Origin of the sequence: Pseudoalteromonas arctica A 37-1-2, assembly GCF_000238395.3 — a bacterium.
Lineage (GTDB): Bacteria > Pseudomonadota > Gammaproteobacteria > Enterobacterales > Alteromonadaceae > Pseudoalteromonas > Pseudoalteromonas arctica.
This window is the reverse complement of sequence record NZ_CP011025.1, coordinates 2,683,147-2,705,943: the sequence shown is the minus strand read 5'-3', so window position 1 is coordinate 2,705,943 and position 22,797 is coordinate 2,683,147. Positions and strand designations below refer to the sequence as shown.

At 37.7% G+C, this 22,797-nt stretch carries 18 protein-coding genes and 1 pseudogene; 17 read left to right on the top strand and 2 right to left on the bottom strand.

Going from position 1 to position 22,797, the window contains the following annotated elements:
- Nucleotides 1-209 precede the first annotated feature (209 nt).
- From PARC_RS12240 to PARC_RS21785, 6 genes are all read left to right on the top strand, one after another.
- The gene (locus PARC_RS12240; protein WP_010554669.1) at nucleotides 210-3,905 is read left to right on the top strand and encodes a S8 family serine peptidase; all 3,696 of its coding nucleotides are present in this window, start codon (nucleotides 210-212) and stop codon (nucleotides 3,903-3,905) included.
- A 481-nt stretch (nucleotides 3,906-4,386) separates the two neighbouring features.
- On the top strand, nucleotides 4,387-4,941 hold the full coding sequence (locus PARC_RS12235; RefSeq protein ID WP_010554670.1) for an elongation factor P hydroxylase: 555 nt from the start codon (nucleotides 4,387-4,389) through the stop codon (nucleotides 4,939-4,941).
- Entirely contained in the window at nucleotides 4,931-6,094 is a 1,164-nt protein-coding gene (locus PARC_RS12230) for an ATP-NAD kinase family protein (RefSeq protein ID WP_010554671.1), read from the top strand. The genes PARC_RS12235 and PARC_RS12230 overlap by 11 nt, the downstream gene beginning before the upstream one ends.
- Nucleotides 6,091-6,366 carry a YfcL family protein gene (locus tag PARC_RS12225; RefSeq protein WP_002962183.1) on the top strand — a complete coding sequence of 92 codons (276 nt, stop codon included), beginning with the start codon at nucleotides 6,091-6,093 and terminating at the stop codon, nucleotides 6,364-6,366. The genes PARC_RS12230 and PARC_RS12225 overlap by 4 nt, the downstream gene beginning before the upstream one ends.
- Nucleotides 6,367-6,510: 144 nt before the next feature.
- On the top strand, nucleotides 6,511-8,067 hold the full coding sequence (locus tag PARC_RS12220; protein ID WP_010554672.1) for an AbgT family transporter: 1,557 nt from the start codon (nucleotides 6,511-6,513) through the stop codon (nucleotides 8,065-8,067).
- A 142-nt stretch (nucleotides 8,068-8,209) separates the two neighbouring features.
- On the top strand, nucleotides 8,210-9,187 hold the full coding sequence (locus tag PARC_RS21785; RefSeq protein WP_010554673.1) for a hypothetical protein: 978 nt from the start codon (nucleotides 8,210-8,212) through the stop codon (nucleotides 9,185-9,187).
- A 223-nt stretch (nucleotides 9,188-9,410) separates the two neighbouring features.
- On the opposite strand, the gene PARC_RS12210 is transcribed toward PARC_RS21785, so the two are convergent.
- Both PARC_RS12210 and PARC_RS12205 read right to left on the bottom strand, forming a co-directional pair.
- Nucleotides 9,411-11,276 (bottom strand): DEAD/DEAH box helicase, encoded by a 1,866-nt coding sequence (locus PARC_RS12210; RefSeq protein WP_007585469.1) that lies wholly within the window; start codon nucleotides 11,274-11,276, stop codon nucleotides 9,411-9,413.
- 160 nt (nucleotides 11,277-11,436) lie between these two features.
- Nucleotides 11,437-11,700: a GrxA family glutaredoxin gene (locus PARC_RS12205; RefSeq protein WP_007585470.1), complete on the bottom strand. Its 264-nt coding sequence runs from the start codon at nucleotides 11,698-11,700 to the stop codon at nucleotides 11,437-11,439.
- 257 nt (nucleotides 11,701-11,957) lie between these two features.
- On the opposite strand from PARC_RS12205, the gene PARC_RS12200 reads away from it, so the two are divergent.
- From PARC_RS12200 to PARC_RS12155, 11 genes and pseudogenes are all read left to right on the top strand, one after another.
- On the top strand, nucleotides 11,958-12,995 hold the full coding sequence (locus PARC_RS12200; protein ID WP_010554674.1) for a response regulator: 1,038 nt from the start codon (nucleotides 11,958-11,960) through the stop codon (nucleotides 12,993-12,995).
- Between the two features lie 22 nt (nucleotides 12,996-13,017).
- Nucleotides 13,018-13,626 carry a cysteine hydrolase family protein gene (locus PARC_RS12195; protein WP_010554675.1) on the top strand — a complete coding sequence of 203 codons (609 nt, stop codon included), beginning with the start codon at nucleotides 13,018-13,020 and terminating at the stop codon, nucleotides 13,624-13,626.
- Nucleotides 13,619-16,429 carry a PAS domain-containing hybrid sensor histidine kinase/response regulator gene (locus PARC_RS12190; RefSeq protein ID WP_010554676.1) on the top strand — a complete coding sequence of 937 codons (2,811 nt, stop codon included), beginning with the start codon at nucleotides 13,619-13,621 and terminating at the stop codon, nucleotides 16,427-16,429. Before PARC_RS12195 ends, PARC_RS12190 begins: the two co-directional genes overlap by 8 nt.
- 602 nt (nucleotides 16,430-17,031) lie before the next feature.
- Nucleotides 17,032-17,322, top strand: coding sequence for a hypothetical protein (locus PARC_RS12185; protein ID WP_010554677.1), 291 nt, complete (start codon nucleotides 17,032-17,034; stop codon nucleotides 17,320-17,322).
- A gap of 427 nt (nucleotides 17,323-17,749) precedes the next feature.
- On the top strand, nucleotides 17,750-18,562 hold the full coding sequence (locus tag PARC_RS12180) for a putative bifunctional diguanylate cyclase/phosphodiesterase (protein WP_010554678.1): 813 nt from the start codon (nucleotides 17,750-17,752) through the stop codon (nucleotides 18,560-18,562).
- A 108-nt stretch (nucleotides 18,563-18,670) separates the two neighbouring features.
- Entirely contained in the window at nucleotides 18,671-19,045 is a 375-nt protein-coding gene (locus PARC_RS12175) for an Hpt domain-containing protein (RefSeq protein ID WP_010554679.1), read from the top strand.
- 9 nt (nucleotides 19,046-19,054) lie between these two features.
- Nucleotides 19,055-20,020: a sigma-54-dependent transcriptional regulator gene (locus tag PARC_RS12170; protein WP_010554680.1), complete on the top strand. Its 966-nt coding sequence runs from the start codon at nucleotides 19,055-19,057 to the stop codon at nucleotides 20,018-20,020.
- A gap of 34 nt (nucleotides 20,021-20,054) precedes the next feature.
- A protein-coding gene (locus tag PARC_RS12165) for an IS3 family transposase (protein ID WP_096058044.1) occupies nucleotides 20,055-21,601 on the top strand; the annotation gives its coding sequence in 2 pieces (ribosomal slippage) (nucleotides 20,055-20,514 and nucleotides 20,514-21,601; 1,548 coding nt in all).
- Nucleotides 21,602-21,652: 51 nt separating this feature from the next.
- Nucleotides 21,653-21,871: pseudogene (locus PARC_RS22085) on the top strand (AAA-type ATPase lid domain-containing protein); the annotation flags it as partial.
- Nucleotides 21,845-22,093, top strand: coding sequence for a helix-turn-helix domain-containing protein (locus tag PARC_RS22080; protein WP_506344906.1), 249 nt, complete (start codon nucleotides 21,845-21,847; stop codon nucleotides 22,091-22,093). The pseudogene PARC_RS22085 and the gene PARC_RS22080, both read left to right, overlap by 27 nt.
- A 112-nt stretch (nucleotides 22,094-22,205) precedes the next feature.
- Nucleotides 22,206-22,736: a peroxiredoxin-like family protein gene (locus tag PARC_RS12155; protein WP_007585494.1), complete on the top strand. Its 531-nt coding sequence runs from the start codon at nucleotides 22,206-22,208 to the stop codon at nucleotides 22,734-22,736.
- Nucleotides 22,737-22,797: the final 61 nt, after the last annotated feature.

Sequence of the window (22,797 nt, the reverse complement as noted above, 5' to 3'; positions counted from 1 at the left end):
AGCTTAACTATATTAAATACTAATCATAGCAACAAGGAAGTTGGATCTCGTCTTTACCATGATCTGTAACTTCCTGCCGCAATCAATCTATTATTTACTCTCGCAATTTTAGCGTGTTTCTATGAGGATTTATCTATCTTTATAGAGACGTAAAATCGTTTTTTATTAGCTAAGTAAATATTTATCATGGATTTTAAAAAGGAGCAGGAATGCGACAAACTAAATTTGGATTAAATACAGAAGTTAAATATTTTAAAAAATTACTACTTGCGATCACTATAACGTCTTTGGTTGGGTGTGGAAGTGATGATAAAAGTGTCGAACCAACAGCATTACAAAATAAGCCTCCAGCGTTAGTAATGGGAGATGATCAAAGTGTTGATGAAAATACTGAAGTTGTTTTAACTGCTCAGGGAACGGACCCTGAAGGCAGCGAGTTATCATATGAATGGTCTCAAACTGATGGGACAAGTGTTGAGTTGAACACATCAACAACTGCTTCGACCTCATTTATAGCGCCAGATGTCTCTGAGCAAGCAAATTTAGAGTTTCAGTTATCAGTCAAAGACTCTGCAGGTGAGGTGGTCACTGGTAGTGTGATTATTACAGTTAATCCGGTATTTGCACAGCTAAGCAATACCGCAATTAGCTTTAGTTCTGTGCCAGTACAAAACCAAGAAGTGGCTATTAATTTTATTTCTGACGATGATTTAGGTGAAATTAACTGGCAGGTGGAAATGCAACCAGAGACTTCAGCATTAACGTTAACTAAATCTGAAGATCAATCAGTAACTCTTACTCCAACTGCCGTGGGTGAGTATAAATTAATTGCGCAGTCAAAAGATAATGATAGCGTTAAAAGTACAACATTTAGTATTACTCCAAGTTTTGAATTTGATGTGTTAAAAGTTTCTGGTAATGATGATACTACTGAAGTTAACGAGCTAATAGGGGCGATATCAAATCAATCTTGGGTCTACTCGTCTTCACTTGATAAGGATGCACTTAAAACGCTCGTGGCTAATTATGAGCAGTTAGTTGTAAAAGGTTATGACGAAACACAGGGCTTATTAGTTGAATATGATGAAAGTGATTTAAAGATTAAAGAAGCAATGGAGCTGTTAAAGCTAGAGCAGGGCGTTTCAAGTGTTGATAACCGTGTTTTTGAAGGGCAGAACGTATTACGACAAGAAGATACAATACCAAATGACGGTAGTGACTTCACTGATGGCGGCGATAACTGGCATCTAGAGAAAATATTAGCAACGGCTGCATGGGACTTTACAACGGGTAGCACTGATGTTTTAGTAGCAATTTCTGATGGTGGCTTTGATACAACCCATCCAGAGCTAAAAGGACGCTACTCTGAAGTATTGACGTCCCAAGTTTCTGATCATGGTACAGCTGTAGCAGGTACTATTGGTGCCGCTACCAATAATGGGACAGGCATGTCTGGGATTAACTGGTCTTCTCAATTAATCTTAGGTAATTGGGGTAAAGAAAGCCTTAAAGCTTTATTATCAAAAGCAGGTGTTGTGACGGTAAATAGCTCATGGTCAATCCCTGGTTATATTCCAGTTTCTTTCGACCCATCGAACATTGTTAGCTTAGAAGAGCGAAATACGCTTGCTCTAGTCGCTTCTAGACCCTACCGAAAAATAGCAGAAAGTAATTTAGATAAGTTATTAGTGTGGTCTGCAGGTAATGGCATCGGCAATGGTGCGGGCAACAGCAATAATGTTTACGGTGTGGATGCACGCTTACATAGCTCAGCTCTTCACTTTACTAGTAACGGTAATTTACAAAAGCAGCAGAACGTGATGTTTGTTGCCGTTGTTGGTGATGATAACCGTTTACCTTTTTATAGTAACTATGGGAGCTCAGTAGATATAGCAGCACCGACTTCTTATAAAACCTTGAAGTCAAATTCTCAATATTATACAGATAGTCAATATGGAGATGGTACAAGTGCTTTTTCGGGGACATCTTCAGGTGCAGCTATAGTAACAGGGGTGGCTTCACTCATATATTCTATTTACCCAGATTTTACAGGCGAAGAGGTAAAAAATATATTAATTGATAGTGCAACAGAGTTTGTGACTGAGCGTTATATTACTCCATCAGAGAGTGTGGATAAGGGGACTAATATTGCGACGTTAGCTCACCAAATTCCAATTGTTAATGCACAAAAAGCCTTAGAAAAAGCACAGGCAATTATTGATAGCAAAGTGATCATTTCAAATGCTATACCCGATCCTTTTACGGCTCAAACACAACTATTATTTGACTCGATAGATACTGATTTACAAGTAGAAAATATCGATTGGGAACTGCAGTCTTTTGGTGCCTCAGATAAATGGCAAACGGTTAAAGCTAGCTCAACAACTGAAAGCGAATTACTAGTTGATCTTGATACGAGCGCTTCAAGGCATCGCTTGCTTGCAACTATTAACTTGCTTAACCCTACGAGTGGATCAGAAGTTGTTGTTGTTAAGGAGTTTGAATTTGAGTACTCAACAGTCATATTAACCGCAAAAGACACTGTATCCCTTGAGCCGCAAGTGGGCGTACAAATTAGCCTTGAATCTGACACAGGACAAAACTTTGAAATGTCTAGCTACACAGATTCGTTAGGTGTTAGTAATATGTACTTAGAAGCGGGATCATATAAAGCATATGGCACTAAAGAAGCTTACCAAACAGCCGCTACCTCAATCATCGTTAATGATGAAAGTACAATTCAAACAACCTTAAATTTAGCATCTGCTGAAGTTGGTGCTGTTGGCTCTTTAAGTGGTTTTATTGTTGATGGTAACGGTAATCCATTAGAAGGTGCCTCTGTAAGGATTTCTGGTGGTGAGCAAACAAATGGTTTCTTTGCCGCTTCAACTACTGATAGTAATGGTGAATTTGCTATTTCGAATATTTCAAAAAGTGATTCGGATGGTGATGAAATTGAATCTTTCATAATGGAAGTTTCTGCATTTGGTTATACAACCTCAGTGCGTGAAGAAGTTATCATATTGGCAGGTAAAGAGCGTCTAGAGAATTTCACACTTGTTAGCCAAAATTTAGAAGAGCAAATAATATTTTCTGATGGCTTTGAAGAAGGTGAAAATAGCTGGCAATTTACAGGATTTTGGAACCAGGTTGACCTCGCAAATAATAGCATTACTAATACCTTAGTTGATGGAGGATATACTTCTCTAGCGCCAGATGAGGAAGGCCCAAAAGCGTTATTACCTAAAGCATCGAGCGGTAACAGTGCGTGGTGGTATGGTCAAGAAGATACGGGTACATTCATAGGCACACAAAACAGTAATGATTACCTTCTTAGTGGCGGGGGCTCAGAGCAAGCAAATTCAGGACAGCTTGTATCGCCTGCGATTGACTTGACATCAGTTAGTGCCGCACTTCTTAAATTTAGAACATGGTGGGAAATTGAATCAGTAAATCCTAATGAGAATGGATACGATATCATGGAAGTGCAAATAAGTACTGACAGTGGTGAAACCTTTGAAACACTTAAGAAGCTAAACCCTTTTGTTGATCCAAATGAGGCAGATCGTAAGGCAAAACCATTCTCATCGGGTGGTTATAATCGTAAACCTGTTTGGGTGCTTGAAGAGCTAGATCTAACTGATTATGTAGGTCAATCAGTTGTCATACGTTTTGACTTCCAAACGAATGATGGGCTCTACAATGGCTTTAGAGGCTGGATAATTGATGACTTTGAAATGCTTGGCTTTGCTTCGGATTCTAAGCTGCTACAGAGCACCAAAGCATTAACTCCTTCGTTAACTAAAGCAGCTGCATCAGACAAATCGGATGTTAGTGAAAAGTTTGTAGAAGTACATAAAAAACCACAAGTTTATTCACCTAAGGTAACACCAACTCGCGATTAATAAACGCGAAATGGCAGGCAGCCTTTATTAAGGCTGCCTATTTTTAGTAGTGCAGCAGCGATACATTAGCCACTTATTTTACTTTTCAACGTAATCGAAGTAATACTTTGTGAAACACTAAAACCTTTATAATAAAAAGAGCTTATCCCCCATTCTTTTAGCCCATCACTAACTTACCTAACAGCTTTAATAAGTAGCTCCTAAGGAATAGCAAATAAGTTGAGACTGATACTTTTGTTATTAAACATAGAGAGTAATCCTAATAAATCAATGCGCCGTAATAAGCAAATAGGTTTGGCTTTATGATCGTGTGGCATTGGTGTTTCCTATCTATGTGTGCAAGCAGTTTATTTATAAGTATTGTTGTTTAAGTGGTAAACACTAGGAGCTTATTTTTACTTTAGTTGTAAAAGCCCGTACAATTCGTCTCGTTTTTACTGCGCAAAATAGCGCTGCAACCGAGAAAAATTAGCCTAATTTTATGCATCAAATAGCTGATCTAATTTCAATTTTTGAACGCACTTTTTATCAAAGTCATAATACATGTCTGATAAAAGGCGATTTTGAACCTGTGTATTTACCAGCAACAGAGCACGTGCCATATCACCAAGTTGTATTTGCGCATGGTTTTTATGCTAGTGCATTACATGAGGTTGCACACTGGTTGGTTGCAGGCGATGAACGTCGTTTATTAGAAGATTACGGCTATTGGTATTGTCCTGATGGGCGCGACAAACAAAAACAAGCTGAGTTTGAAAACGTAGAAGTAAAGCCTCAAGCTATAGAGTGGTTATTAAGCACCGCAGCAGGGTTTAATTTTAATGTGTCGGTGGATAACTTAAACGGCGAGCAAACATGTCGGTTTGATTTTCAGCAGCGAGTACATGCACGTGTATTATCGTTAATCGAAAATGGCTTTAACTCTCGTACAGAGTCACTTTTAAAAGCACTCTCTGATTTTTATAATACACAGTGGCCATTAACAGCGCAGCAATTTAATTGGCAACATCCGAAGGAGCTTTGTAATGGCGTTTAGATTAGGTTTAATTGTAAACCCAGTAGCGGGTTTAGGCGGAACAGTTGCTTTAAAAGGTAGTGATGGCGCACACACAGCCGCTAAAGCAATCGAATTAGGTGCAGAACCCAAAGCAAATAGCCGAACAAAAGCAGCGCTTGAAGTGCTATTGCCTTATAAAGAGCGCTTAACCATTTACACCGTTAACGGTGACATGGGTGAGCAAACAGCAAAAGCCTTGGGCTTTAATGTAGAGGTTGTATACAACTCTGAAGTAATAACAACTCCAGATGACACAGAACAAGCAGCAAAAGTACTTAAAGACTTTGGTGTTGATTTAGTTTTATTTGCTGGAGGCGATGGTACAGCGCGTAATATTTGCCATGCAATAGAGGATACCATTCCCGTACTTGGTATTCCTGCAGGCTGTAAAATTCACTCTGGTGTATACGCCATTACACCAAAAGCTGCAGGGCGCGTAGTCGAAATGCTGGTTAAGGGGGAGTTAGTTACCTTAGCTGATGCAGATGTAATGGATATAGATGAAGATGCCTTTAGACAAGGCACAGTAAAAGCAAAGCGCTACGGCGAAATGCAAACACCTAGCGAAGTACGCTATATGCAAGCGGTTAAAAATGGCGGCAAAGAAACCGACGAACTCGTACTTGCCGACATTGCTGCGCATGTTGTATCGCAAATGGATGAAGACACATTTTATATAATGGGTAGCGGCTCAACGGTTGAGGCCATAATGGAAGAAATGGGACTTGAGAATACGTTGCTTGGCGTTGATTTAATAAAAGATCAAACCTTAGTTGCTCAAGATTTAACGGCGAAGCAATTACTTGAGCTTACTCATGAGCAAAGTACTAAGTTAGTCATTACGCTCATTGGCGGGCAAGGGCATATATTTGGCCGTGGTAATCAGCAATTGAGCCCTGCGCTTATACGTGCAATTGGCAAAGAAAACATTATTGTAGTAGCAACAAAAACAAAACTACAAGCGCTTAATAACCGCCCCCTTATTTGTGACACCGGCGATGGCGAATTAGATGATGAATTAACGGGTTATATTAAAGTAACCACCGGATTTAACGACCATATTATGTATGCAGTAGGGCACCAAAACCTTGAAAATACAGGTGCTTTGCAAAACCAGGAGATTAATAAATGAGTTTAGTGAACTATATCGATGCAGCCCAGCAGTACTTCGATGATTTAGTAATAAAAGCAACTGACGATGAGTTATTTGCAGGCGGCTATTTACGAGGTCATTTTGATCTTGCAGTTGGTTATGCCGAAGTAGAAAAGCTGACAATCAGTATAGATGAGCTAAACGAAACTGTAGAGCAAAGCTTAGTAAAAGCATATCGCAACGGCGAGCTTAACGAAGAAGATAAGACATTAGTTGCACGCTTGTGGGAAGAAGTTAAAGCCCTCGCTTAAAAGTAAGTGGCACAAAAAACACGATTTGTTTATCACTATCGTGTTTTTTTGTGTCCAAAACTTTTAAAGCAGATTTTTATGTTAATTTACTGTTTTGTTTTTATGCGATATTGTTACTAAAAATAAATTTTAGGAACAATAAAAATGAATAATAATCAAGACGCTTTACCTTCAGGGGTTGTTGCGCGTTTTTTAAATTTTGTTGAGCGGGTTGGCAATAAGCTTCCAGATCCAGCCGTAATATTTCTGTTTGCAATGTTATTAATTTGGTTTTTGTCGTGGTGGTTTTCAGGTGTAAGCTTTGATGCAATAGACCCACGTACCGGTGAAGCGATTATTATTAATAATATGCTGGCAAGTGATTCGCTCGCTACTTTTTTATCCTCTATGGTAAAAACCTTTACCGGCTTCGCTCCCTTAGGTGTCGTTTTAGTAGCTATGTTAGGTGTAGGTGTTGCAGAGCATTCGGGCTTCATTAATACCGGTCTTAAGTTAATGCTTAAAGTTACTCCTAAAAAGCTATTAACGCCTTCAATCATTTTAGTGGCTATTGTGAGCCATACCGCTACTGACGCAGGTTATGTATTAGTTATTCCACTTGCCGGTGTTATATTTTATGCTGCAGGACGCCATCCGCTTGCGGGTATTGCAGCGGGATTTGCAGGAGTCAGTGGTGGTTTTGGGGCTAACTTTATTCCATCAGGGATTGATCCATTGCTACAAAGCTTTACCCAAAGTGCGGCGCAAATAATTAATCCTGCAATGACAATTAACCCGTTAAATAACTGGGCATTTGCTTCAGCATCTAGCTTATTTATTGTGGCATTGGGCTGGTACATCACCGATAAAATTATTGAACCACGTTTACAAAAAACAGCGGTTGATGGTGCTAAAGAGGATTTACCTGTATTTGAAGATGCACGTAGTGATGAAAAACGTGCCTTTTATATAGCCAGTACCGTGATGATTGCAGGGCTTGCGTTATTAGCATTTGTCTCTGCTCCAGACGATTCTGCAATGCGCAGTAGTGACGGATCCCTTACTAATTTTAGCTCTCCTTTAATGCAATCAATTGTACCATTAATATTTTTACTTTTTTGGCTACCTGGCACTGTATATGGTTTTACGGTAGGTACCTTTAAAACTTCAAAAGATATGATTGATGCTATGAGTAAAGCGATGAGCGGCATGGCATATTATATCGTCATGGCGTTTTTCTGTTCGCTATTTATTGCTGCATTTAGTAAATCAAATTTAGGTGCATTACTCGCAATCGAAGGTGCGCAGTTATTAAAGGCGATGGAATTGCCAAGCGCAGTAACGGTTGTGGGCATTATCTTTTTAACTGGCTTTGTTAACTTGTTTGTAGGTTCAAGTTCAGCAAAATGGGCGTTACTTGGCCCTATTTTTGTACCGATGTTAATGCAACTTGGCATTTCGCCAGACTTAACTCAAGCCGCTTATCGTGTAGGTGACTCAAGTTCTAATATTATTACACCGTTAATGCCTTATTTCCCATTAGTGGTGGTGTACTGTCAAAAGTATGTGAAAGGCACAGGTATAGGTACTTTAATTGCTATTATGCTACCGTACTCAATCGCCTTTATGATTGGCTGGAGTATCTTTTTATTAGGTTACTGGGCACTTGGTATTCCACTAGGGCTTGATGCCAGCTACGTGTATCCGGCAGTAGCGCCGTAACAAAGAATAATCACTATAACAAAAGTAAAAGCCCCATCATGAACTGGTAGGGCTTTTTAGAACTTTAAATTAAGCATATTTATTTAATTGGATTAAATAATAACTCTCTTAGCTTGAGTGTGCATTGAGGGACTTAAAGTATATGAATAACAATAAAAAAATTAGTAGTGTGTTCACATATTCATATTTTTGGATAGCTATAATTATACCGGTTAGCTTATCTTCTTTACTGATGAGTTTTATTTTTATAAACGATGGCCTATCAATTGAATGGCCAAATAAAGAAACCCTATCTGTTTTCTTAGAATATATGAATGTTCCTTTATGGATTTTAGGTTCAGCATTACCGCTTGCTACTTTAGCAACTGCTAACTTTCGTGCATTACAGTTCCAATCTAATTTGAATTACCAGAAAAGAACAATAGAAAGGCAAGAATTTGAGCATAAAATAGATCTCTATCATAAAGAGTTAACTCTATTTAAAGAAAAATTCTCTGCAGTTATATTCAATGGTAACTTTAAATGCATTCGACCTGAAGATGCCACATTAATTTTTACACGCTTTTATCCAAAACCAACAAAAAAAGAAGATCCATACTTCGAGATAGATATTGAAAAAATAGAGTATATATATGAATTTATGAAACTATTCGAGGCTAAGGTTTTTGAATTCGGGAAAATAGCAAACACTAAACGAAATAAGCTGAAGTTTATAAACTTATTGTTTCCCGACTTTTCGGAAGAGCAAAAAATAGAGCAAGAGAATTCTATAAATATATATACCTTAAAAATAATATATCTTTTAGGAATTATGGAAGCGACTCTTTTACAAGTGTGCCATGTTACAGGTATTCGCCACTTTTCAATTGGAAAAGAGCCTATTACTTTAATTATAAAATTAATTATAGATATTTACGCATTACAAACTAGCTTTCTTGACGATGGGGAATCTGAATGTAGCTTTTATTTCTCTCAAAAAAGACAAAGTGCCTTAGTCGATATTTTAAATTTATGGATTAAATATAGTTCAATTTCTAATGTTAATAGAGATAAATATACTGCTGAGGATTTCCGAAATGATTGCTTTATAACAGAAGTATTGAGAAGTCAGCCTAGATAGGAGCTAATAATTACAAACGTATAAAATTTGAATTTTTTTCAAAGAGTCACTTTTAATAAAGGTTAAATTATATTTTACGGTTAATTTCTCAAGTTTAATATGTAGTTAAAAATATAACGCGAGTTGCTCAAGCCTTTCACCTTGAATCTATTACCTTCAAACTCCAGACACAAAAAAACCTTGTCACTTTCGTGGCAAGGTTTTTTTATTAAAGAGTCGTTGCTTATTTAGCTGTGAAGCTTACTGGGCGACGTTCTTTACGAGGGCCAGTACGCTTATCACCGCGTTGGCTATCGTCTTTATCTTTACTAAAAGTGCGCTTTTTGTCACCAGCTGGACGCTCAGAGCGTTCTGCACGTGGCTCAGCAGGGCCTTGATCTTGTGTAATTGTTAAGCCCATAGGACGTTTACAAATAAACACTTTTTGGAAATGATCAAGTACATCTTTAGGCATGTTTTGCGGTAATTGAACCGTACTGTGATTGTCGTGTAAACGAATATCACCAATAAACTTGCTTGAGATGTCAGCTTCGTTAGCGATAGCGCCAACAATATTCTTAACCTGAACACCGTGTTCACGACCTACTTCGATACGGTAAGTATCCATAGGGCCTGCATCACGGCTGTTACGTTCGCGAGGTTTACGCTCAGCGCGTTCACCACCACGTTCGCCGCCACGTTCGTTACGACGTCCACGGTCACCACCGCGATCATTGCGGTCGTTACTACGTGGATTGCGATCGTTACGCTCGTTACGTTCACGAGGTTGAATCTTAACTTCTTCAACTTTAATTGGAGACTGTTGCTGTGCTAAACACAATAACGCACCCGCTAAGCTTTCAAGAGGAAGTTCAAGTTTTTCAGCCATGTTAGTAGCTATCTCGTTAAAGAATGTAATATCTTTGTTTTCAAGCGCAATAGTTAATTTTGCTTGTAACGCTTCAATACGTTTTTCTTCAACGATTTTTGCAGTTGGTAATTCAACTTGTGCAATTTCAGACTTCGTATGACGAATGATATTTTTAAGTAAATAACGTTCGTTATGTTTTACGAATAAAATTGCTTTACCAGTACGACCAGCACGACCTGTACGGCCGATACGGTGAACGTAGGCTTCAGAATCTTGTGGGATATCGTAGTTGATAACTAAGCTTAAGCGGTCAACATCTAGACCACGAGCAGCAACGTCTGTTGCAATAACAACATTTAGCATGCCGCTTTTTAAGCGTTCTACAGTGCGTTCACGTGCTTGCTGGTTCATATCACCATTAAGTGGAGCAGCAGAGAAACCTTCGCGCTCTAATAACTCAGCAAGTTGTACTGTATCGTTACGCGTACGTACGAAAACAATAGCACCTTCATACTGTTCAGCTTCTAAGAAGCGAACAATAGCTTTATTTTTATGTACGCTTGCATTCCAAAACACTTGCTCAACAGATGATACTGTAGAGTTACGCGCAGAAATATGAACCTGTTCAGGATTGTTCATATATTTGCTGCTGATGTTTTGAATTTGCTTAGGCATAGTCGCAGAGAAAAGACATGTTTGCTTTTCGCGCGGTGTTTTTTCCATGATGCTTTCTACATCATCGATAAAGCCCATACGTAACATTTCATCGGCTTCATCAAGTACAAGTGCTTGTAGAGCATCAAACTTGATAGTGCCACGGTTAATGTGATCGATTAAACGACCTGGAGTTGCAACAATAACCTGAGCGCCACGACGAAGTGCGCTTAATTGGATACTGTAGCTTTGGCCACCATATAGTGCCAATACTTCAATACCACGAACATGTTTAGCATATTGTTCGAATGCCTCAGCAACTTGGATCGCAAGCTCACGTGTTGGTGTGAGTACAAGGATCTGTGGCTGTTTCACAGACGGGTCAATATTATTTAGTAATGGCAGTGCAAATGCTGCGGTTTTACCTGTACCCGTTTGAGCTAGTCCCAGTACGTCCTTTCTTTCTAGCAATAACGGTATACATTGAGCTTGGATTTCAGATGGTGTCTTGTAACCCAACTCTTCAACTGCCTTCAAAATTGCAGGAGAAAGATTTAGAGATTCAAACGTGACTGGTTCTGACATTAATACGCCTCAACGAATTTAAAGAGGCGCGCATTATATAGGATTCGCGAGGCAAATGCTTGTATAAATTGAAACTAATTTGTATGTGTTTGATGTTGGTCGAAATTTAACCAGCTCAATGTAGGGTTTATTAAACTGGTTAACATATTTAATACAAAGCTTATTTATACAAGCCTAGGTTTTCTTTTGCGTAAGCTTCAAATTCTGTAAATCCACCAATGTGATTTTGGTCTACAAAAATTTGTGGAACAGTAGGGCAAGGCTTACCCGCTGACTTTTCAAGGTCGGCTTTACTTATACCTTCTTTAATTATGTCGATGTAACGAAATTTAAAGTCATCACGTTCGTTTGATAATTGCTCAGCAACATCTTTCGCACGAACACAAAATGGACAACCTTCACGGCCAAAAATTACGGTTAACATAGCTTTCTCCTCAATTTGATTAATATCAGTTTAAATGAATGGAAAATTATTTAAAGAGAAAAAAATCGATTGCACCATTCTAATAAAAGCATAAATCATATTATGCATAGCAATATGATTTGCAAAATGCGAATGAAAAACCAGAGCCCTGTTTGTCTAATACTTAAGTCTATGAATGCAAGTGTGTTTACAAGAATTAATTTATGGCACATAACTTGATGATATAGAGCTATACATTGGGTTAACGAGAATGCTTTATGAATATTAATAGTCACGTTTTAGAAATTATCCAAGGGGTAATAGGTAAATATTGTGAAACCCAAAGTCAAAAATTCTCTATTACCTTAATCAATAAGTTGCAATGTAACTACGTCTGTTTGCAAATTCCGCCAGAGCAAATGATTGCACAATGCGAGGCGTTTCTTACTCCGGCGCTAGCAGCAGTAAAGCAGTGCTTTTTACTTAACCTCGAAGCAAATATTCAGGGAGTTAGTATTCACTATCAGATTGATGATTCTGAACAAGTAAACACGTTGGATTTTCACGGGCTCTTAGCAACTAAAGAGTCTGTTAGTTTAGCGCTTGATGTTAGACAAAATGTAGACGTTTTAACTGATTGCGAAGCGTTACTCAAAAGCTGTTTAAAAATGTCAGCTAATACTCACGATCGTTTTGGTTTAAATTTTAAATTATTTAATAGCACGCTTAGAGAGTCTGCACAGCTAGAGGATTTACGCCATCTTAGTGGTAACGCATTAATTGATAAATTAAATAGTGACAGCTTAAATACACACATAAAGCTGTGCTCTATTAACGACATTTACGAGCTGAGCCAAGCTCATAAACTATCTAAAAAAATATTAGGCTGGCCATTTTTTGATACCGACTTAATTACTATTTTAACAACATTTCACACACAAACACGTTTATCGGTATTAGTAGCAGACGACAGCTTACCGAGCCAAATTGCTACAAAAGTAATGCTTGAAATGCTGGGCTGCTTAGTAACGTGTGCAGAAAATGGTGCCAGTGCATTAACACTTGCTCAAAATGAACCATTTGACTTGCTACTTTTAGATGAGCGTATGCCAGGAATGTTTGGTAGCGATGTGGCGCAGCAATTAGTTAGGCAAAATACACCTAATAACAATACTCCTAAAGTTATTTTAACGGGGTTAACAGGCGATGAGCAAATAGCTGAGTTGTTTGATAAAGGAATTACTCACTATTTACAGAAGCCAGTGACAAAAGCGGTACTTGAGAAATTTATTAAACCTTGGCAGTTAGCCTCTTAAATTGATTAATAAGGAGAGAGTTATGGATGATTTCTCTAAGACAGCATCTATTTTAATTGGTTTTCAAAACAATTACTTTTTGCCAAAAGGCATTTTGTATGACGAGGTTGAAGAGTCATCAAAAATTACTGGCGTGGGGGAAAATACACTCTATTTATTGACCTTCTGCGCAGAGCAATTTGCTTTAGTTATTAATACACCCATTCACTTTACGCAAAACTATAGCGAGCTTAAAAATCCGATTGGTATATTAAAAGTCATTGCGGTGGGGGCATTTAAAGCGGGTTCGTACGGTGCTCAAACCATTAAGCAGCTAGACCTTTTTAGTAATATTATAGAGGTGGTATTTGGGAAAAGAAGTTTAAATGCTTTTACACATATAGGTTTAGCCGAAAACATCAAAAAACATGCGACCACTAATATAATTTTAGCGGGTACTGTGTCTTCTATCTGTATTGATTCAACTGTGCGCACTGCTGTTGCACTTGGTTCTAATGCCACTATTTTAAGTGACTGCACACCGAGACGCACTCCTTTTGAACAAGCATTCTACCGTGAAAAGGTTTCCCTTCTTTATGCACGAGTTTGTCAGAGTAATACTTTTATAAAGTATTGGAGAGATCATGAATAATAATGATGAGCTACAAGTTCAAATCCAATATGCACTAGTTGAAAAACTTTCCAATAGTAATCGACGTCAAGCAAAGCTATTAGCTATTTTAGATGAGTGTATTTTTGAGTGTGATAAACATTTGAATTTTACTTATATTAATGAAGCTTGGGAGAAGAAGTTAGGTTACTCAACCGATTCATTAATTGGCTCCAATATTACTAAGTTAATGAATTGCGATGATATTATGCATTTTGTCGCATACAGCTGTTGTTTACTAGAAGGGAAGCAGGCTCCCAGTGTAGAAATACAAATTAAAAGCAGCATCGGGCTCATGAACTGGTTTGAGTTAAGGTTAGTTTATGATGAAAAAAGCGGCTTTATAGGCTCGTTCTATGACATTCAACGTCATAAAGATTCTCAATTTTTGCTAACGCAACAGCAAAAATATGTTAAACGCTTATCGCTTGTTGCGAGCCATACAAATAACTTAGTGATTATTACAGATAAGTTTGGTGTGATTGAGTGGGTTAACAATAGTTTTGAAGTACTTACAGGTTACACCTGTGATGAGGTTATAGGCACTAGCCCTGGTCAATTGCTACAAGGGCCAAAAACATGTGAAAAAAGTCGTAAGGTTATGTCTCACGCTGTAAAAAATGGGCTTCCTTTTCAAGTTGAAACCACAAATTACGATAAAAATGGTAACGTTTATTGGGTTGCTATTGATGCAAATCCAGTGCGAGATGATGAAGGTAAAGTAAAGCATTTTATCGCTATAGAAACTAATATTACGCAGCGAGTTAAAGCTGAACAAGCAATGGCAGAGATAGAATATAACTACCACTCTGTCGTCGATAATATTCCTGATATTGTTTTACGCCTTGATACATTTGGTAATTTATTATTTATAAATCAAGCATGGCAACGCGTCTTACACAGCAATGTAGATGAGAGCCTTGGCTTACCTATAATTAAGTTTATAGCAAAAGAAGATGTAGAAAAAATTAGTAGCACTTTGCTTGATTATAAACAAGGTAAGCGTGATATACGTCGCTTTGATATACGTTTGATTAATGCACAAGGCATAAATAATTGGGTTGAAATGACACTTACTCCGATTGTGGGTGGCTACGAAAGCGATTTGTTATCTATTGCCGCAACACTTGTTGATATACAAGAACGTATTGAAAGCGAGCAAATATTGCTTGAAGCTAAACATCAGGCAGAAACATTAGCTGAGTCTAAAAGCCGATTTATGGCAAATATTAGCCATGAAATTCGCACGCCATTAAATGCCGTTATTGGCTCTGCAGATATTTTGCATCATACCGGTTTAACTTCTGAGCAAATGCGTTACACACAAATGATTAAAACAAGCTCTGATGCATTACTGAGTGTATTGGATGATGTATTAACGTATTCGCGTTTTGAAGCACAAGCTATAACACTCGATAATCAGCCATTTAGTATTGATACGTGTATTGAAGAAGCAATAGATATTATTACCCAAAGTGCTTTGCAAAAAGGGCTTGAGGTTGTTTTTGATTTTTATCCTGATGTCCCCGCTCAAGTAATTGGTGATCATGCACGTATAAGGCAAATAGCCATTAATTTATTGGCCAATGCGATTAAGTTTACTCAGCAAGGCGTAATAACGGTGACCGTTAGATGTACTTACATTGGAGCCAATAATTTAAATCTTCATTTATCAGTAAAAGACACTGGAATGGGAATCGCAAAAAATAAAATAGAAAGTATGTTTATGCCTTTTATTCAATCAGATAATTCAATTACCCGAAAACATGGTGGTAGTGGCTTAGGCCTTGCGATATGTAAGCAAATTTGTGATGTAGTAGGGGGAGATATTTCGGTTAACTCTGAGCTCAATAAAGGGAGTGAGTTTATCGTTAATTACCCGTTAAAAATAGACACAACCGACTCAATATTGCGAGAGGGGTTTGCAGCACGAAGTAAAAAGCCAAGAGTATGGATTGTAGGACATAATCAAATTTTAAAAACCGCGTTGGAGCACACACTCACTCGGTTTTCTATCGCTTTTGAGCACTATGAAATATGTCCAGATATCCCTGAGTATGATAGTTTTCCTGATGCAATTGTATTAACTGATCCTCCAATGCTAGCCCAAACACGCGAGTGTATAAATACATATAACTCCCTTAATTCACCATGTTTACTTATCTTAGACTTACTAGGTGAAAGCTTATTACCGCAAAATCTTAACGACAGAGAGCTTAGGTTAAATGGCCCTTTTAAAGTATCGCATGTACCGCGAGCAATTAGTTTATTGGAAGAGCAGTTATTTCATTTAGATATTATATTTACTAATCGTGAACAAAAAGAAGCCTTAGAAAGCTTTTCAGGGTTAACTCAGTTGAATGGGACCAATGTATTGGTTGCTGAAGATAATACTAATAATCAAATAGTAATAAGACAGTTTTTAGAGCAAAAAGGTTGTCGGGTATATATTGCTAGCGATGGGCAAGAGGCAATAACGAAGGCTAAAAACAATAAAATTGATATTATTTTTATGGATATCCAAATGCCAATACTAGATGGGATCTCTGCAACCAAAGCAATCAGAAAGTTAGGTATAGCCACTCCTATAATAGCGCTCACAGCAAATGCAATTCATGGTGATAAAGAGCGATTTATTGAAGCGGGGATGAATGATTATTTAGCTAAACCAATTGTAAGTGAAACACTTTATTTATTGCTTGATAAATATGCACCAAAGCAGGCTATTGAATCTAAGCATTTAAAGCTTACTCGTTTAGCGCAAGTGTGGGAAAAGCTGGGTTGAGCAATGAAGGTCAGGGTCTGTTGAACTTTCAGGGTTAAATTTGCAGCAGTCTGTTTGGTATTTAGGCCAGGCAGAGCCTATGCAGTGTGGTTATTCCCCATAAATGGGCGATAACGTAGCATTAATGCCAAACAGGCGCTGCCCAAAGGGTTCTTCCTAGGGGCTATTTACTCTTTGTTGCTCGGTTTTTACTTAGCCCGCTAGGTTACAAACCTCGCGCCGCGATTAAACCGCCTCTAGTTTGAACAAATTTTAATCCGCAAAGATCAACAGACCCTAATATAAAAAGTGGGTTTGTGTTGCATAAAACTTGATAAACGAAGAAATTAACCTAGTATTTTAGGAGTAAGTTAAATTTATTTTTTAGTATTTAATGAGTGTTTTTATTGTGGTTTTTCAATTTGATTCGCAAATTGCAATTCAAAATAAAAATACAACGTTACGAATTGTTTTTGGATTCTAAATTACATTTTTAATTTTTTTAATGCTTTGATTTTGTTGTTTATTTTATCTTTCGTTTGTTTTTGTTTAGTTGGCACGGCTTTCGCAACATATTAAATATCAAATCAAGACAATTTAGTTAAATTTTTAAGAGGTGCAATATGCAAACAAATACAAAAGCCAAACAACAACCTAAAAGTAATAATTGGGTACTTACACCTGAAATCATGGTTTTGTCTATTTTGCTTGTAGCTACCTTAGTAATAGGTATTACAGTTTTGCGCGGTAGCGAATCTGTAGAGCCGTTAACGGACATACAGCCGATTACTTTTACACAAGCTGATGTTGAAAATGCACAGTCGATGAGTAATACGTTTGACTCGCAAAATACTAACTATGCACAACATGTAACAGCCCCTAAAAACGAAAATAACGACACTCTTTCAAACTAGAGACTTTTGCGCAGGTAACTATTTATTGTTGCCTGCGTTTTTTTTATGTTTCCTATCACCGTTTTAACTTTTTCTCCCTAGCTTTAAAATTACGTGTACGCTTTTTAATTCAAGCTGTGCGTAACTAAATTAGTTTTATCCAGCCTTTCTTTATACTCATTTTCAATTACTAACCCTTACTTTTAGCCAACAATTACTAACTGGTTTCTCTGTGCTGTTTGGGCTTGAGTAAGCTCTTATTTATTAATTTAGGTGCATTGCAAATTGAATTGCAAAATGCAAATAAAATGGAAAAATTTAAATACTCAAATAACTAAACTTAACCTTTTGAATTTGCTGTTTTTATTTTTATTTTATTCACTTTCTAAATGGTCTGTAACTTGCTCTTGATTACATAAGTCACTAAGAGTGAAAATCGGAGCAAAATATGAATGCATTTAAGTACCTAGAAGCAGAAAGCACAGTCAATCTCGCAAGATGGCATGAGTTAGAGAGAATCATGTCGGATGCAATGCAAAATAATTATTTTAAAATGGTTTATCAACCGCTTGTATCATTAGGAACGGGAAAGTTGGTCGGCTTTGAATCGCTAGTAAGGTGCCAATCACCCCGCTTTGGTATTGTAGGCCCTGATGAGTTTATACCTCATGTAGAGCAATCGGGAATGATTTTAGAATTAGGTGACTGGATTTTTGAGCAATGTTTGTCTGATTTAAAACAGATGCGACATTTTGGTATGACAGATATTGCTGTTTCTTTAAATATTTCACCGGTACAAATTTTAGATGGTGATGTGTTTTCAAAAGTAATGGCTTTGCTAGAAAAGCACCAAATACCACCACAAGCTATTAAAGTTGAATTAACGGAAACAGCGCTCATTCATAGTCCTGACAAAATAGCTAAGGCGTTTGAAAACTTCCATAAAGAAGGCGTAAAGGTGTGGATTGATGATTTTGGCACTGGGTACGCGTCTTTAGGTCTACTTCGTCAATTTGATATCGATGGTTTAAAAATTGATCGCAGTTTTGTAAGTGGTATTGCAACTAATAACGAAGACTTTACGTTATGTAGCGCAATTATTGCGATGGCTCAACGATTGGGCTTACAAACTGTAGCAGAAGGCATTGAAGAGAATGAGCAATTACAAATATTAGAACAACTTGGTTGTGATATTGCTCAGGGGTACTTGCTCGATAAGCCGCAAACATTAACAAAAAGTATTGATACCTGGGCTCTGTAATTGTTTATATTCATTTTGATTTGCAAAATGCAAAAAACAAATTACTCTTAAACTACAATTCTTACATTTTATTAGTGTACGAAGCTTTAACTTACACAAAGGTTATCTATGCCTATATCAGAGCAGTTTATCGATAAAAGTATTACGGAGTTAAATGTTTTAATTCAACTTGAAAAGGATGTTGGAATAAGCGTTTTAGCTCGATTAGTAAACTTATTTATCGATGAATTAGTTACTATGGCTAACCAATTAGATACGGCAATTAGTAATGCAGATATTATAAAAATTAGAGAAATAATGCATGTTTTGAAAAACTCGGCTGCCTTATATGGAGCCGCTCCTTTAGCTGCATTGGCAACACAGTTACACGATTCACCACCACCAACCACAGAAGAAAATTTGCACGCAGCGCTTGTTATTAAGCATAACTTGGATAAAACCCGAGATGCATATCAAATAATGAGTAATAGTATAGCTATCTAGGAGAAAGCCGTGTCAGATATAATGGGTAAAGGCCTTGTTTATATTGTTGAAGATAGCATCGCAAGTGGTGCTTTGTACGCAAGTCAGCTAGAGCAAGTAGGTTTTGAATGTAAGCATTTCGCAGATGGATATTCTGCTTTGGTCGGTATTAAAGAAAAAATGCCTGCGGTGATAGTACAAGATGTATGCTTGCCTGATATAAGTGGGCTTGAAGTTTTACAATTTGTAAATAAACAAAAAAATCCTGCTAATGTAGTCATGATCACCTCAAATAGTTCTATTGATATTGCAGTGGAAGCTATGCGTTTAGGTGGCTTCGATTTTTTAGAAAAACCCTTCACAAGTCAGCGACTTATTAGCTCAGTAGAAAGTGCGTTAACACCCAAAGAGCAAGCTAAAGTACAACCTTTGGTTCAAAGCAGTGATAAAAGCCAAGATTTTGTTGGTGAATCTCTCGCAATGAAAACCGTTTTTAGATTGCTAGATAGCGCAGCTAGAAGCAAAGCATGCGTATTTATTACAGGTGAAAGTGGAACCGGTAAAGAAGTATGCGCACAAACCCTTCATGATTCGAGCCCTCGCAGCCAAGGCCCTTTTATTGCTATAAACTGTGCTGCGATCCCTGCTGAGTTATTTGAATCAGAATTTTTTGGGCATGTTAAAGGGGCATTTAGTGGCGCTTTAAGCGATCGTAAGGGCGCAGTTGAAGTGGCAAACGGCGGTACGTTATTTCTAGATGAACTATGTGAAATGGAGCTTAACTTACAAGCTAAGTTATTGCGCTTTTTACAAACTGGCATATTTAGCAAGGTTGGTAGCAGCGAGGTATTACACAGCGATGTTCGCTTGGTATGTGCAACCAACAGAAATCCAATAATAGAGGTAGCAGAGGGGCGCTTTAGAGAAGATTTATATTATCGTTTAAATGTTATCCCCGTAAAGCTCCCGCCTTTAAGGCCCCCTGTGTCAGGATAGTTGTCGCCTCTAACTTTTAATAGAGGCAGATAAAATGAGACGTCGATTTACACAAGAATTTAAAGTTCAAGCTGTTGAAAAAGCATTATCTCAATGTGATGATGTTCGCCTAGAAGATATTGCACTTGATTTAGGCATCGGTTATTCAACCTTGCAACGTTGGATAGCGCTTGCTAAAAACCATGAACTTGAAACGGACTATACAGGCAGCCAAATGACATCAGAAAAACGACCACAAGACTGGGATCTTGAAGAAAGACTTAACGCAATTATTGAATGTGGACGTTTGGATGACACAGCCGTTAATGAATACTGCCGTAGTAAAGGGCTTTACCCACATCATATCGAGCAGTGGAAGAAAAATTTTGCTAAAGGGCCTTCAACGAAGCCCGTAAAATCAGACAGTAAACAGCTCAAACAAGAAATTAAGCAGCTTCAAAAAGAGCTTAATCGTAAAGACAAAGCGTTAGCAGAAACAGCCGCCTTACTCGTACTCAAAAAAAAAGCCGATGCGCTCTGGGGTTTCAACGAGGACGATTAACCAGCTCAACTGAGCGTCATGAATTGATAAAGCTCATTACCGACGCGCAGAAATCAGGGGCAAGGCAAGAAAAAGCATGTGAGTTACTTGGTCTAACGGCAAGAACAATTCAACGCTGGATTGAAGCTGATGATATGACAGATAAGCGAACAAGTACGATAAAGCGACCACCTAACAGGCTAACTGAATTAGAGCAACAGCGTATAATTAAGACTGTTAATTCAATAGAATATGGACATTTACCACCCAGCAAGATAGTCCCTAAACTATTGGATAAAGATGTGTGGATAGCATCAGAAAGCTCGTTTTATCGCGTTATGAAATCGCATAAATTATTAACACACAGAGAAAAAGTTAAACCAAATAAAAAGATAAAAAAGCCAAAAGCGCTCAGGGCAACACGTGTAAACGAAATTTATACATGGGATATCACGTATTTGCCAACAGCTGTTAAAGGTCAGTTTTTATACTTATATTTAGTGATGGATATTTATAGTCGAAAAATAGTTGGTTGGCAGGTTCATGACACACAACTAAGCACACTGGCGGCTGATTTAATGGTAGATATTTGCAGGCGAGAGCAGGTAAAGCCTGAGCAAGTCACACTGCACTCGGATAATGGCAGTCCAATGAAAGGGGCAACGTTATTAGCGACATTGCAGGAGTTAGGTATTGTTCCTTCATTTAGCCGACCGTCTGTGAGTAATGATAATCCTTATTCTGAATCGCTATTTAAGACGTTAAAGTATCGCCCGGAATACCCTGAGAAAGCCTTTGAAAGCATGGGTAGCGCAAGAAAGTGGGTTAGCGGATTTGTTGATTGGTACAACGATGAGCACTTGCACAGCGGTATTAAATTTGTCACGCCAAACCAGCGTCATTTAGGATTAGATAAAGCGATACTAGCGAAACGTCATCAGGTAAATGAAATGGCGAAATTACAGAACCCAAGTCGTTGGTCAGGAAAATCTCGAGATTGGACAATGATCAATGAAGTAAATTTAAATCCAGAAAAAAAAGAAGCAATGCGGGCGGCATAAAATTTAACTTGATGCGACAACTAACTTGAAAAACTCCGAAGGGAGCGCGGAAACGATATTTTGCTGCTCGCTGAGTATATTTTAAAACAAAAAAGCGATAGCAACGCTAAACATTTTATTGGCTTTTCTGATGAAGTTAAGGCGCTTTTTTGTAATTACGATTGGCCAGGTAATATACGCGAACTGCAAAATGTAATTGAAAATACAGTCGTTATTAATGATGGCGATGTAATAGAAAGAGATATGCTACCAAATTCATTTGGTCTAGGCGCTGTAAAACACTCAAGCTCAACTAAGTCAATTCACAATACAAACGATCAGAGTGTTCAATTATCTCCTATGTCGGTTCACGATATAGAACCATTATGGCAAGTTGAAAAAAGGGCTATTGAAAACGCAATCAAAAGCTGCGAAGACAACATTCCTCTTGCTGCTGCTTATTTAGGGGTAAGTGCATCTACCATTTATAGAAAAATAAAGGGATGGTCTTAAAGCTTTAATAGATTTTAATTGCAATTTTAGGTTGAATTAATAAAAGTTACCCTAAACTCTATGTGTAAGAGCAAAATTAATTTTTAATCTGAAATAGTAAAAGGAGATCGCAATGAGTAACACTAGTTTAAAACCTGCGGATATTATGCCATCACTAGTAGTGAGTGATGTTGATGAGAAAAAGGTAGATTTAGTTGACAGAATAAGTGACTCTCCGTGGAAAATGATTGTTGTTTATCGAGGCCAGCACTGCCCTAAATGTACTGCGCAACTCAACGAGCTTGCTAAAGTTCATAAAGACTTTAAAGAGGCTGGAGTTGAAGTGGTTGCAGTAAGTGGTGATAGCCATGAGCAGCTTAATAAACATCTTGAAAAAATAGATATTAACTTCCCAATTTACTATGGTTTAACAATCGAACAAATGACTGATCTAGGGCTACATATTAGCGAGCCTCGCAGTGGTGCAGAAACAGATCATCCATTTGCTGAACCAGGAATTTATGTGCTTAATGAAAAAAATCAGCTTCAAATGGTAGATATATCAAACAGCCCGTTTGTTCGTCCTGATTTAGAGCAACTGCTAGGTGGGATTAAGTTTTCAAGAGAAAACGACTATCCAATCCGGGGCACATTTATTAAATAGTATTCATTTTAAATGGTTTCAAAAAAGGCACTCTTCAGCTGTCTCTTATACACAAATCCCT

What these genes read in the sequence shown, in the direction of transcription:
- PARC_RS12240 (WP_010554669.1), top strand. Translation starts at nt 210, where the DNA reads ATGCGACAAACTAAATTTGGATTAAATACAGAAGTTAAATATTTTAAA.
- PARC_RS12185 (WP_010554677.1), top strand. Translation starts at nt 17,032, where the DNA reads ATGCAAACAAATACAAAAGCCAAACAACAACCTAAAAGTAATAATTGG.
- PARC_RS12210 (WP_007585469.1), bottom strand. Translation starts at nt 11,276, where the DNA reads ATGTCAGAACCAGTCACGTTTGAATCTCTAAATCTTTCTCCTGCAATT.
- PARC_RS12230 (WP_010554671.1), top strand. Translation starts at nt 4,931, where the DNA reads ATGGCGTTTAGATTAGGTTTAATTGTAAACCCAGTAGCGGGTTTAGGC.
- PARC_RS21785 (WP_010554673.1), top strand. Translation starts at nt 8,210, where the DNA reads ATGAATAACAATAAAAAAATTAGTAGTGTGTTCACATATTCATATTTT.
- PARC_RS12195 (WP_010554675.1), top strand. Translation starts at nt 13,018, where the DNA reads ATGGATGATTTCTCTAAGACAGCATCTATTTTAATTGGTTTTCAAAAC.
- PARC_RS12175 (WP_010554679.1), top strand. Translation starts at nt 18,671, where the DNA reads ATGCCTATATCAGAGCAGTTTATCGATAAAAGTATTACGGAGTTAAAT.
- PARC_RS12205 (WP_007585470.1), bottom strand. Translation starts at nt 11,700, where the DNA reads ATGTTAACCGTAATTTTTGGCCGTGAAGGTTGTCCATTTTGTGTTCGT.
- PARC_RS12225 (WP_002962183.1), top strand. Translation starts at nt 6,091, where the DNA reads ATGAGTTTAGTGAACTATATCGATGCAGCCCAGCAGTACTTCGATGAT.
- PARC_RS12220 (WP_010554672.1), top strand. Translation starts at nt 6,511, where the DNA reads ATGAATAATAATCAAGACGCTTTACCTTCAGGGGTTGTTGCGCGTTTT.
- PARC_RS12155 (WP_007585494.1), top strand. Translation starts at nt 22,206, where the DNA reads ATGAGTAACACTAGTTTAAAACCTGCGGATATTATGCCATCACTAGTA.
- PARC_RS12200 (WP_010554674.1), top strand. Translation starts at nt 11,958, where the DNA reads ATGAATATTAATAGTCACGTTTTAGAAATTATCCAAGGGGTAATAGGT.
- PARC_RS12235 (WP_010554670.1), top strand. Translation starts at nt 4,387, where the DNA reads ATGCATCAAATAGCTGATCTAATTTCAATTTTTGAACGCACTTTTTAT.
- PARC_RS12190 (WP_010554676.1), top strand. Translation starts at nt 13,619, where the DNA reads ATGAATAATAATGATGAGCTACAAGTTCAAATCCAATATGCACTAGTT.
- PARC_RS12180 (WP_010554678.1), top strand. Translation starts at nt 17,750, where the DNA reads ATGAATGCATTTAAGTACCTAGAAGCAGAAAGCACAGTCAATCTCGCA.
- PARC_RS22080 (WP_506344906.1), top strand. Translation starts at nt 21,845, where the DNA reads ATGCTACCAAATTCATTTGGTCTAGGCGCTGTAAAACACTCAAGCTCA.